The organism is Sphingobacterium sp. Ag1 (assembly GCF_000988325.1).
In the GTDB taxonomy this organism is placed as follows: domain Bacteria; phylum Bacteroidota; class Bacteroidia; order Sphingobacteriales; family Sphingobacteriaceae; genus Sphingobacterium.
The window spans coordinates 35,502-49,196 of record NZ_LBGU01000040.1 but is presented as its reverse complement, the minus strand read 5'-3'; the positions used below and the strand labels follow the sequence as shown (position 1 = coordinate 49,196).

At 42.1% G+C, this 13,695-nt stretch carries 6 protein-coding genes and 1 tRNA gene; 5 read left to right on the top strand and 2 right to left on the bottom strand.

Going from position 1 to position 13,695, the window contains the following annotated elements:
- Position 1 precedes the first annotated feature (1 nt).
- The 5 genes from AAW12_RS13850 (at position 2) to AAW12_RS13830 (ending at position 12,688) form a co-directional block, all read left to right on the top strand.
- Positions 2-3,100, top strand: coding sequence for a SusC/RagA family TonB-linked outer membrane protein (locus AAW12_RS13850; protein ID WP_053003687.1), 3,099 nt, complete (start codon positions 2-4; stop codon positions 3,098-3,100).
- Positions 3,101-3,125: 25 nt separating this feature from the next.
- A complete protein-coding gene (locus AAW12_RS13845) occupies positions 3,126-4,694 on the top strand; it encodes a RagB/SusD family nutrient uptake outer membrane protein (protein ID WP_084823177.1) in 1,569 nt (522 codons plus the stop codon).
- Between the two features lie 85 nt (positions 4,695-4,779).
- Positions 4,780-6,264 (top strand): aryl-sulfate sulfotransferase, encoded by a 1,485-nt coding sequence (locus AAW12_RS13840; protein ID WP_046674239.1) that lies wholly within the window; start codon positions 4,780-4,782, stop codon positions 6,262-6,264.
- 163 nt (positions 6,265-6,427) lie between these two features.
- On the top strand, positions 6,428-9,433 hold the full coding sequence (locus AAW12_RS13835) for a glycoside hydrolase domain-containing protein (RefSeq protein ID WP_156167649.1): 3,006 nt from the start codon (positions 6,428-6,430) through the stop codon (positions 9,431-9,433).
- Between the two features lie 195 nt (positions 9,434-9,628).
- Positions 9,629-12,688 (top strand): DUF5107 domain-containing protein, encoded by a 3,060-nt coding sequence (locus tag AAW12_RS13830; RefSeq protein WP_053003686.1) that lies wholly within the window; start codon positions 9,629-9,631, stop codon positions 12,686-12,688.
- Between the two features lie 47 nt (positions 12,689-12,735).
- On the opposite strand, the gene AAW12_RS13825 is transcribed toward AAW12_RS13830, so the two are convergent.
- Positions 12,736-12,809, bottom strand: a tRNA-Pro gene (locus AAW12_RS13825).
- 155 nt (positions 12,810-12,964) lie between these two features.
- Complete coding sequence (locus AAW12_RS13820) at positions 12,965-13,528, bottom strand: porin family protein (protein ID WP_046674238.1); 564 nt, start codon at positions 13,526-13,528, stop codon at positions 12,965-12,967.
- Positions 13,529-13,695 lie beyond the last annotated feature (167 nt).

Here is a 13,695-nt window from a genome sequence, read left to right as displayed (position 1 = left end):
CATGGTAAATTTCAACTTAACCAAGAAACCATTTTTTGTTTTTATTGCCTTGACACTGTTATCTTTTCAATGTCTAGCGGGAACAATAAATGGCGTAATCAAAAACTCGTCGGGGCAACGGCTGGCAGGGGTAAGTATAATTTTGAAAAATCCCGGCAGCAGTTTTTCGACAGCAGCTTCCAGTGCGAGTGATGGTAGCTTTCGTTTTGCTGATGTACCGAATGGCAAAGGTTATGAACTGACTTTTTCATACATCGGGTATCAAAGCTATGTAGAACGAAATGTGCAGGTTTCAGCTGATGGAGCCACCACTCTTTCCATTATTTTGGAGGACCAGGTAAATCAGCTGGAAGATGTTGTCGTGATCGGATACGGTAAACAAAAGAAAAGCGATTTGACAGGCGCCATTGCATCGCTTTCCAGCAACGAACTAACGAAAGGAGGGGCTGTGAGCAATGTCGGTCAGGCCCTACAAGGTAAAGCTTCCGGTGTCGTTGTAACCCAGAATTCAAAGGCGCCGGGTGGAAGTACATCGATTCGGATTCGCGGAACCAATTCCATTAGTGGAAGTAATGATCCACTCTACGTGATCGATGGATTTCCAACAAATAATGGCATTAACATCAATCCCGATGATATTGCTTCCATGGATATCTTAAAGGATGCTTCGGCAACTGCGATCTACGGCTCCAGAGGTGCGAATGGTGTCATCATCATCACCACAAAACGTGGGCTTACGGATAAGAACAATATTACCTATAGTGGCTATGTGGGAACACAGAAGCCGATTGTACCATTTACCTTTCTCGATGGTAAACAGTATATGAATCTCGCTAATGCGCTTTATAAAGAAATTCAAGGTCAAGAAAATCAGGAGTATGCCGTTTACACCAAGTCACAGCTTGAATCTGATGTCAATACGGATTGGGTGAAGGAAACCATGCGGAACGGTATTTTGCAGAACCATAATTTACAATTTTCTGGTGGTGGTGAGAAAACAAAAGTGTTGACGAGCATAGGCTATTTTGATCAAAAAGGTGTTTTAAAAACAACAGACTTTAATCGAATTTCGGGACGGATCAACGTGGATCAAAAGGTAAATGATTATATCCGCACTGGAGCGAGTCTATCCGCGCAACGGGAAAAATCGAATATGCAGGTGTATGATGGAAATATCCTCAATTCAAATGTATTATACAGCATATTGACCTATGACCCAACAGTACCTGTCTATAATGCAGATGGTAGTTTTGGAAGACCTCCGGGAGGGCAGGGGGATAACCCTTTGGCCAACCTGATGTCGCGGATCAATGATGTGCAAAGGGACAAGTTGAATGGAAATATTTTTCTTGAGGTCAATCCGATCAAGGAACTGACGTTGCGCATGGATGCTGGAACTGAAATTACACATGATCAATTGGGCAGTTATCTGACCAGAGATTCTTATCAGGGTGGGATAGATGATGGTGTCGCAAGTCAGGCCGATTACAATGAAACACATAACCTGATTGATTTTTATGCTACTTACGCGAAAGTCTTTAATGAGAAACACAATTTGAGTGTGATGGGGGGCTATTCGTATGAGAAATATGTGCGCAATAATAAGGGAATCAATGTGAAAGGTTTTTCAACAGATCTGCTGGAATATAATAACCTGGGCATGGCCTCAAGCATTACAGGAGTAAACTCTGCTAAAGCTGAAAATCTGGTTATTTCGTTTTTCGGACGGGTAAATTATTCCTACGCTGATAAATATCTGTTGACGGCGACTTTACGTCGTGATGGATCATCGCGTTTTAGTCCGAACCATCGTTGGGGAACTTTTCCTTCAGCAGCTTTTGCATGGAAAGTCAACAATGAAGATTTCATGAAAGAGCAGCAGCTATTTTCGGACCTAAAATTTAGGTTGGGTTATGGCCAGACCGGTAATGATCGTGTAGCGGATTATGCCTCTTATGGATTGATGGACAATGGACATTATACGTTTGATGGCGTGACCAATTCGGGTGGGGTTAAACAAAACCCAACTTATCCCGAGAACGATAAACTTAAATGGGAATCCACAACGCAATATAACGTCGGTCTTGATTTTTCATTTTTTAAAAACCGGTTAGCCTTTACTTTGGATGCCTATTATAAGAAAACAAATGATCTTCTGATCAAGAGTATACTGCCTTATTACACGGGATATACCTCCGGACAGCGAAACCTAGGTACGATGAATAATAAGGGACTGGAGTTTTCTGTAACAAGTAAGAATATGACCGGAGCGTTTACCTGGGAAACAAAATTGAATTTAACGATGAACCGAAATAAGGTCTCAAGTCTCGGTGGAGAGCCCGAGCAATTGTTGACTTCGTCTAAACCAATGGGGAATGTTTCTGAAGAAGCTTATTCGGTCATTCGGGTTGGGGAGTCGCTGGGCTCGTTATTCGGTTATAGATACCTGGGTGTTATCCAACAAGGAGAAAACTATGCGCCACAGCCAAATTCTAAACCCGGCGATCCTAAATTTGCCGATGTAAATGGCGACGGAACGATAAATTCGGCAGATCGTACGATAATCGGCCGTGGTTATCCGAAGTTTAACTTTGGTATGACCAATACATTTGCCTATAAAAACTTTGATTTGACTGCATTCATCTATGGCAATGTCGGAAACGATCTACTCAATATGACACGTATGAATCTGGAGTGGAAACGTACCACAGAAGCTTTAAATCGATGGACACCGACCAATACCAATACGGAAATTCCGAGAAATGGATTTTATTACATGAACTATGGTGGTTATATCAATGACCATTTCATTGAGAATGCTTCCTTTTTGCGTTTGCGTAATTTGACGCTGGGATATACCATCCCGTTGAAAACCAAAGCTGTTCAGTCGATAAGAGTATACGGTATGGCGGAAAACTTATTTACGATCAGCAATTATTCTGGATGGGATCCTGAGGTGGATACCAAGGGATATGAAAATGATGCGCTGGTAAAAAATAGAGCCGGAAATAATCAGAGCGCTAATGCGGGGGTAGGTCTCGATTTTAATTCATATCCTTCGATGCGCTCCTTTACCTTTGGTGTAAGTGCAACATTCTAATCGCTAATACTAAATCAGAAATGACATGAAGACGTTTAAAAATAACATTAAATATATTTTAGGGATAGCGGGTTTATCGGCCGTGTTGAGCTTAAGCTTAAATAGCTGTACCAAGCTGGATCCAAAATTATACAGCGATCTGACAACCAAAAATGCTTATTCAACAGAAAGCGACATCAACGCCGCTTTAACGGGAGTCTATACAAGTTTATCGCCTTATCCCGGAGATGCATATCTGTATTACGCGGGATATCTGGTAATGATAACGGACTATGCCACGGATATGGGCTTTTCTACCGCCGCAGGTGATCCTACACGAATGAGCAACTTTACATACGATGATAATAATCGATATTTTAAATTCAATTATCAGAATATGTATCAGGTCATCAGCAATGCCAATATGCTGATTGACCGTATCGAGCGTGTCACTATTCCCGACGATCGCAAGAAGAAAATTATCGCACAGGCCAGGTTCTTACGGTCACTATCGTATATGGATCTTACCGATGCCTGGGGACCGGTGCCTTTGATAACAACGGTCAAGAATCCAACGGAAAGCTACAACGAGCCCTTGGCTGCTGTCGACAAGATCGATGCACAAATTGCTGAAGATTGTCAGTATGCAATCGATAATTTACCGGAGAAATGGTCGGACGAGCTGGGTATTGGCCGGGCCACGAAAGGTGCCGCGCTGACCCTAATGGGAAAGATGTATATGCGTTCGCACAATTATGAAAAGGCAAAAACTTACATTGATCAGGTTCTCGCCCTACGTGATAAAGGTGTATATACGTTGAATCCGGATTTTAAGAAAGAATGGTCCGACAATAATAAAATGGATATGGGACTAATCTTTGGTATCTTGCATGAACCTACATTAAATGGGGGTGAGATCACCAATCACTTTGGACCGACGGACAATCCGGAAGTACCGGATAGATGGCAGTACTATGGTGTTTCCCTTGATTTCTGGCGAAAATATAGTGATCTGGATCCGCGTAAGAAGTTTTTCTATTATAATTACACCGGAAAGGCGGTACGGGATAAAAACACAAAGTATGGGTTCTTTTATATGTTACCAGCCAAAGGACAGACTACTCCGCCAAGTGATACGGTAAAATTCCTGCAAAATGTAGCGACGAAAAAGTATTCGTATGATATGGTCAATAATTCCTATCTGGATGGCCGGACGATTCAGGTCTTTCGATTGGCGGATGTTATCTTGTGCAAGGCCGAAATTGAAAATGCATTGAACGGGCCTGCAGCAGCATTGCCTTTCATCAATGAAGTCCGGAAAAGAGCTGGAGCACCAGAATATGGTAAGCATCCAGATTTTCCAAGTCCCGCAAGTAAGGAAAGTATGATCGATGCGCTTGTTGATGAACGTGGTTTTGAACTTGTATTTGAATACAAAAGGCGTCAGGACCTGATCCGCTTGGGACGTTATGAAAAAGTAAGTAATGCTTATTTGAAGGGCCGGGGACTGAAAGAAAATGTGACCGAAGCAATGCGCTATTTCCCTTATCCATTGGAAGAAGCTCGCTTGCATCAAGAAATGACAACGGCCAATCCAGCACGATTGCCTAAATAAACGTGATAAAGCAAATCCTATGAAGCGCATTATTTCGTGTAGTGCGCTTCATTTTAAAGATCAATGGCATTGAAATTATTTACAGATGAAACCAATTAAAGTAATTATTGCACTGATTGTGGTGGCAATAGTGGCGTTTGCCGCTTACTATTTTTATGCGCATCAAGTTGATATTGAGAATATTGAAGTGAGTTCGCCTAATAATCTGCCGCTCAATGCTGCTATTCAGGTGAAACTAAATAAAGCAGAAGCCCTGTATGTAGAGTATTGGAAGGAGGGAGAACGCCAGTCTTATAAGACGACAGTTTCAAGTGCGGCTGCTCAGCATAACATACAGTTAATGACGCTTGAACCAAATACAAGTTATAAGTTTCGGGTTATTATAGATCGGATTATTCCCATAAAATCGAATGAACAATCCTTTAAAACAAGACCACAATCACCATGGATGCTGCACGACTGGATCAAGGCGGATCATCCACACGATGAAAAAGCCCTAGGTAATGGCATGGTGTTATTATGCTATCGTGGATTCCCGGGTTATATGGCCATGGTTGACGGTAAAGGAACCATCCGATGGTATTGGCAGGACGAAAAGTTAGGGGTACGCCTTGCTTCACTGACTCCAAGGGGTACGATCCTAGCCTTATTGGCTCCGGCTAGTAAAGATGAATTCAACAAGCCCAATCAGCCCAGCAAGAAATCAACCAATGCAAGTTATTATTTGAGAAGCGGCCGTATCGGATTTGTCGGTGGAACAGTACTTGTTGAAATTGATCTAACAGGAAAGGAAATTGCTCGTATAGATCTCGATAAAAAAGGGATTATCATGCACCATGATGTGCAGATGGATGGCAACAATAATATTGTAGGCATTGTGCGGGATTTCAGAATTGACGATCGTCCCAACCATCCAAAAGATACGCTTTGGGGGGATGCTATCCTGACGATGGATACAAAAGGCAATATCTTAAAGAAATGGTCACCTTGGGAAAAATGGGATATTCAAAAAGATAAAAAATTGGATAGCCTTAAGCATGACCGATTCCATTTGAATACCATTTCCTTCGATCGTGACAATAATTATCTAACTTCTTCGCCCATTGAAAATCAGGTTTGGACGATTGATGCCAAAACCGGTGATATTCTTTGGAAATTGGGTAAAGGTGGCGATTACAAATTAAAAGATGAGGAACTGTTTTATTTCCAGCATGCGCCGCATATTACAAAAACAGGTGAGCTGTTACTTTTTGACAACGGCGATTTTTCTCCGCGCGATAGTACGACAGCCAATAAACAATCACGGGCAATTGCTTTTAATCTTGATCAAAAGAATAAAACGGCAACGCTTGCGTATGCGGCTCCAATTCCGAAAAAGCAGTTTACAGCAAGAATGGGGAGTGCCTATGAATTGGATAATGGTAATTTGCTGCAGACAAGCTCGAAAACAGGTAGTGTACTGGTGACGGATAAAACAGGGAAGGTGCTTTGGGAATTAAACGCTTATTTTATTCCTTATCGCGCTATTTACGTACCGGAGGAAACCTGGCGCAAATACAGACAAAACTAGGTGAAGATGTTAGGAATAAAACTTAATTTTAAACCTCTTATTGACCAATAAAAGTAAGCTGCACTACGGAGCCGTTTTGGGGAAGCGGTGCCGCTTATAAATCGTATCAGGCTTATCGGAAAACCTGGTAAAAGACAAAATATATTGAATAAATACTATTCACATGAAAAAAAGAACAGCCTCTTATAAGCTGGCAATTATCCTTGCCGTAACCTTATGTGCAAATTCGGCCCGAGCGCAATTGACCTATCCTCCGGAAACACAAAAGTGGGATGCAGACCAGCTGGGTAACCATCGTGCGGTGCTTCAGGTAAACACCGATCAGAAAGAGGTGCAAGTGACTATTCCCTGGCGAAATCGCTGGGTTGAAGCGAACCAGCAAGTTATTATCGTCGACAGCGCCAGTAATAAGCAGATTGCGCCCAGTTCTTATCTTTGGATGAACACGGAATCTGGTGGATTACGGTTTAAGCCAGTTTCAGGAAAGGGCGTTTACTATGTCTATTATTTACCCTATCAGATGGGGGGCCGCAGCCGCAATTATCCGGATGCAATTTATCTTAAAAATGCCGTTTCGGCTCCAGCGAAAGTTGTGCAGCAGGTGGCTGGAAACTCCAAAGGAGTTACTGTTGCACGTTTTGATGCCGTCGATAAATACAATAGCAATGATCCGATGGAAATGATCGGTACAGTGGCAGAAGTCAATAGCTTTGTGCGCAGAAATGGAAATACGGCTTATTATCTTTTTCCAGAATTAAGAGAATTTCCGATTAAAATGGAAAGCAACCTTCCACAACGCTGGCTTATGAAAGGTAAATCCACGAGTAAGTTGGAAGGAAAGGGCCAGAAAGGTGAATTTTATGCCTTTCAACTTGGCTTATGGTCTCCAAAACAGGAACTCCATGACATCCAAATTTCTTTCTCGGATTTTAAAACAAATGATGGGGCGATGATTTCGGCGAATAACCTGAATTGTATCAATACCCAAGGTACTGACTATACTGGAAAGTCAATGACATTACAGGTTGACGTACCGAAGGATAAGGTTCAGGCATTATGGTGTGGTATTCAGATACCGGAGAACATAGCAGCGGGAACTTACCATGGTGTAGTCACGGTGAAACCTAAAAATGCAGCAGCGAAACAGGTTAACGTGGAGATACAGGTTTCAAATGCTTCAGGAGAGGTATCCAGTGTTGATCAACCTTGGAAAATGACGCGGCTACCCTGGCTCAACTCAACATTAGCGCAAAAAAATACGGTAGTTGCACCTTATACAGCGATTGAATTAAAAGCGGATTCCACCTTACATATTTTAGGGCGCGAAGTGAAACTTCATGCGAGTGGTTTTCCAAAACAGATCAGCACGTTCTTTACGCCCGAATTGACCGAAATATCGTCCAAGGCGAATAAGCTTTTATTTGAACCACTCCATTTTCATTTCTATAACGCTTCAGATGGCAAGGAAATTCAACTTAAAGCAAGTGGGATCCAATTTCAGACGAAAAGCGAAGGTGAATATCGCTGGACGGCCAAAAACGAATCTTCCGATCTAACGATGGAAGTCGAGGGTACATTGGAATTTGATGGTTACATGCATTATGTTGTCAAGCTGACGGCGCTGAAGGATCTGTCTTTAAAAGATGCCACGATGCATATTCCCATGATGCCCGATAAGACGGATTATTTTATGGGACTAGGGCAAAAAGGAGGAAAGAGACCTGATCAGCTTTCCTGGAAATGGGATGTAGCACATAAAAATCAAGATGGAGGTTGGATAGGTGCCGTGGATGCTGGGCTACAGTTTTCACTGCGCGATGAGCACTATTCGCGGCCGCTCAATACGAATTTTTATCTTCAAAAGCCTCTTGTGCTGCCGCAGTCCTGGGGTAATGAAAATAAAGGGGGGATCGATATCGGTCTGAAAGGAAAATCCGTTTTGGTCAATAGTTACAGCGGAGCCCGTGAACTGAAAAAAGGCGATGTGCTCTATTACAATTTTAATTTATTGATTACGCCTTTTCATCCGATCAATACGGAAGCACAGTGGAATGAACGGTATTATCATGCCTACAAGCCCGTCGATTCTGTTGTTGCAAGTGGTTCCAATGTGATCAATATTCACCATGGAAATGAAATAAATCCTTACATCAATTATCCATTTATTGCGACAAAAGAAATGAAGCAATATATCGATCAGGCGCATGATAAGGGGTTAAAAGTGAAGATCTATAATACAGTGCGTGAGGTATCAAATCGGGTTTATGAGCTCTATCCATTGCGTAGTCTGGGCACTGAAGTGTTTTCACCTGGAAAAGGAGGCGGATATTCCTGGTTACAGGAGCATGTGGGTAAAAATTACATCGCAGCATGGTATGTTCCCCAATTTAAAGACGCGGCGATTATCAATAGTGGAATGAATAGGTGGCACAACTATTACGTCGAAGGCATGAATTGGTTGGTAGACCATATTGGTATTGACGGGATTTATCTGGATGATGTTGCCTTCGATCGAGTCACCATGAAAAGAATAAAGCGTGTGCTGACAAAAAATGGAAAACCAGGGCTGATCGATTTGCATTCGGCAAATCAATATAATAAAAGCGATGGGTTCAATAATAGTGCAAATTTGTATCTGGAGCATTTTCCGTATATCAATAGGTTGTGGTTTGGTGAATACTTTGACTACGAGAATAACAAACCTGATTTTTTCCTTACCGAAGTGAGTGGCATTCCGTTTGGTTTAATGGGCGAAATGTTACAGGATGGAGGAAATCCGTGGCGGGGTATGCTTTATGGAATGACCAATAGGATGCCTTATCAGAAATTGACGCCCGCTGACTTATGGAAGGCCTGGGACCAATTTGGCATCAAAGGAAGTAAAATGATCGGGTATTGGTCGCCAAATATTCCGGTTAAAACCGACAATGATAAGGTTCTGACAACCGTCTATAGCCGTGCCGGTAAAGCTATGGTAGCTATTGCCAGCTGGGCAGAGCGTGATGTTGCGGTAAAATTGGCTATAGATTGGGAAAAATTGGGCATTGACCCCGGAAAAGCGAAACTGTCTGCACCACTCATTCCTAATTTTCAAAATGGAGCACAGTTTAAACCAGGGGATACAATTCCGGTAGAAAAAAATAAGGGTATTTTGTTAATTATTGAATAGCAGCAATGTACTCGCGACAGTGAAAATTCTATCATAGAGTCTTTGTCAATGCAAACAAATTGCCTATGGTAGACTCATTCACGTTGATTTGAAAGGACCTGACGCAATGTCCTTATTGCGGATTGCATTCGTTGGCAGATGGATATTGTATCAGGGATACTTTTGAAATTATGAACTTTTTTAATTAAAACACGAATGAAAAAGTGGATTATGCTCTGGGCCATGGGCAATTGCGTGCTTGGTGTTTTTGCGCAGCATCCGGCAATGGTGTCAGAAGTTAAGAAGCGTTATACAACCTATCCATTTACGGATCCGGATCCAATAGCCTCAGCCCAAAAATTGTACCCTTATTTCCGTTTCGACGGTTTTACGAATACAGCGGTTGAAAAGGATTGGAATACCGTGATTTTGGAAAACGATTACATTCGGGTACAGGTGATGCCCGAGATCGGTGGGAAAATTTGGTCGGCCTATGATAAAGTCAATAAACGGGACTATATTTACAACAATGGCGTTGTAAAATTTCGGGATATTGCGATGCGGGGGCCGTGGACAAGCGGTGGTATCGAAGCTAATTATGGGATTATAGGACATACGCCCAACACCTCTACACCGGTCGATTATCTTACACGGGAGAACGGGGATGGAAGCGTAAGTTGCTTTATCCACGCTTATGATATGTTGAGCCGCAGTAACTGGACTTTAGAGATTAGACTGGAAAAGGACAAAGGTTATTTTTCAACACGTTCTTTCTGGTCTAACGCCAATGCAGTCGAACAACCTTATTATACCTGGATGAATCTGGGCGTCGCGGCAGGACAAGATCTGAAGTTTTTGTATCCTGGAAACCACTATATAGGGCATGACGGTGATGCACATGCCTGGCCTATTGATAACCAGGGCAGAGACCTATCTAATTATAAGGAAAATGCTTTCGGCAGTTCTAAATCATACCATGTATTGGGTGCACATAGTAATGCTTTTGGGGTTTACTATAACGATCATAACTATGGCATGGCCCGTTATGCGCTCCGTGAAGATAAATTAGGGAAGAAGATATTTCTTTGGTCTCAGGCTGGAGATGGGAAGATTTGGGAGAATTTATTGACCGATGAGAGTGGGCAATATGTGGAAATCCAAAGTGGGCGCCTGTTCAATCAAAATGTTCCTTCGAGTAGCTCGACTCCGTTCAAGCAACTTGGTTTTGCTCCCTACCAAAGTGACAGCTGGACGGAATACTGGATGCCATTTGCAGGAATAGGCAAACCGAACGATATTCAACTATCGGCAGCGATCCGGATGAAACAGGAAAATGATGAGATCCTATTGGATATTGATCCGAAGCGACCTTTGAACGATAGTATCTATGTGCTTGATAGCGTAGGTGTCGTATTAAATAGAAGTTTTATTGTGGCTAAATTGGGTGAACCTACAAAATTCTCTTTGCAGGTAGCTGCTGTATCAAAACCGAGTTATCTTAAATTGGGACAGGATTATTTTAATCTCAGAACGGATGAATCTTGGTCAAAATTGAATAGACCCACTGTCATTTCAGCGGAAGTAAGCTCAGATACCAGTCAGACCAAGTTATTGGAGATACGTGACCTTATTCGCTTTAGGCAATATACACTCGCGGAAGTCAAATTACAAGAATTGGCTCAACAAGCGCCTAGTTCGCAGGCCTATCTTGAAATGGCCAAGCTGGCCTGGTTTAAAATGAATTATCAGCAATGTTATACCTATGCCCGGCAGGCATTGGCTATGGATGCTTATGATGCTCAGGCAAATTATTACTATGGTCTAGCTGCGATCAAACTAAAAAAAGAGAATGATGCCTTAGATGGTTTTGAAGTCGCTTCACTAACCCCGGCTTGGCGAAGTGCTTCGTATGTACAAATGGCCAAATACTATTATCGGATCAAGCAATATGATCGTTCGGAGAATTATAGCGCAAAAGCTTTGATTGCCAATCCGCTCAACATCGACGCTTTGCAGATGAGCTTGTTGGTACAACACAAAAAAGGGGACGTCATAGATACCCTTTCCCGTCAGACCATTCTCCAATATGATGCGTTTAATGCCTTTCTCCAATTTGAAGAAAAGAAGGCCGTTTCATCCAGGCAGGAGTTTGCTTCCGAAAAACGGATGGAACTGGCAATATGGTATGCGGACCTTGGCGAGTTTGAGTCTGCGGCCGATCTGCTCAGTTCGGGGCAGAAGAATACGGAAGCCTTACTTTGGCTAGCTTGGCTGACACGATCGAACAAGTCGGTCAGTCAAGGCTGGTTAATGCAGGCAGAACAAAGTAAACCCAGTTTTGTCTTTCCATTTAGGGAGGAAAGTAAGAGTGTATTCGAATGGGCAAAGGATAACAGCAAGAGCTGGACTGTCGATTATTTGTCCGCATTATTGTATCGCTTTAGGAATCAATCCCAAAAAGCAAGAGAACTCCTGTCAAGCGTGGAGCAGGAGCCAACAGATTTCGCAGCCTATTATGCATTGAAATCAAGCTTGCAAGATACAAGCCGTAATGACCTGGCTGTACAAATGATGCAGCAGGCAACACGAGTAGATCCACAAGAATGGCGATATGGACTACATTTGGTGGAGCTCCTAAATAATAGTAAGTCTTATGAAGAGGCTCTTCGGGTAAGTGCGGCCTATCATCGCAAATTTCCAAAAAATTATATACTAACACTGGCACATGTACGCACTTTATTGTTAGCTAAAGCTTATGTGCGCGCTGAGCAAGAATTAAGGGATGTGAACATACTTCCCTTTGAAGGAGCGACGGAAGGCCATCGGTATTATGTGCAGACCAAATTAATGTTGGCTTACCAATTTATCTTGGAGAAGAACTATAAAAAGGCAAAGTTGAAGATTGCAGAATCGAGGTTATGGCCGATAAATTTGGGCGTTGGTGAACCTTATGCCGAGGAAAAAAATGAACTGTTGGCTGACTGGCTGGAGCAGCAGGTGCAGCAAAAAGGTAAGCAAGGGAATAGTGATCTTCTGAAAAAAATTGTCCATAGTAAACCATCAAAAAACAGGTATGAGCTGATGCTTCGTCAACGTGCAGAAGAGCAGTTAAAGCTGTCGAATGGGGAGGAAGCTGCTGTGAAGCGGGATGATTTAAAAGGAATGAGTCCGTCGGATCATGACCTTATAAGTCAGATTAAGGAGGGGGACCTTGCAGGCTATTGGCCTATATTGATCCGAAAAATCTATTTTGAACAAGATCAACGGTTGTTCTGATAATTGTAAGAGGAATGAGATGGACGAGTTGTCATAAAAGTAAAAAGTCGGGATGGCCGGATTTGAACCGACGACCTCCAGCACCCCATGCTGGCGCGATACCGGGCTACGCTACATCCCGTTTATTCTGATGGAACGGTCGCTATGAATAGGACCATGATTAAGAATAATTTTTGGTAGCGCTAAAATAATAATTATTGACAAAAAATAAAATATAATTACGAAAAAGCGCCATTCGATTTTTAGAATGGCGCTTTGTGTACTACGAGATGCTGCTTAGAACTTATAACCGACCATAATGCCGATTGTTTTATTTTTTGCATCTAAGGTTTTGTCTACACTCGTAAAACCGTGGCTATAATAAGCATCTAAGGTGAGGTGACTGATGTCTACACCAATACCCACACGACCATCAAATGAAAATTTCTTATAATCGGTATTTGCACTCGACTTGACTGTTTTAACATCATAGTTTAACTGAGGGCCCAATAGTCCCCGGAGGTTGAAGTCGCCATTTTCCAAAAATTTATACCCTACTTGAAGGGGAAGATTGATCTGATAAAATTTAGGCGTTTTCTGTCCGTTTTCGAAGTTATATGCTTTGCGTAAAAGACTGGCACCGATTCCAGGCTGAAAGAATACACGATCTCCAATACGTGCAAATCCTGCAACTGATACGCCAACTTTGCCGTTATTATCTTTGACAGACTTATTGCCAAAGGAACTCATATGATAATTGCTTCCGACTTGCAGCCCATAAGTGATGTCCTGTGCCTGTGTAGTACCTGTTAATCCCAATAATGTCAATCCCAGCAGGGCTACTTTGAATGTTGTTTTCATTGTCAAATTATTTTTGTTATCAATTGTATATTGTTCTTTCCTTTATGACAACGGAAAAACTGTATACCCTTAGAAAAAAAATATTTTATAAAATAGATGACTTACCTTTAGTGATAACAATAGCTTTTCTATACTTCTTCTCGGGTGAATCCCATTTTTCAGATGGG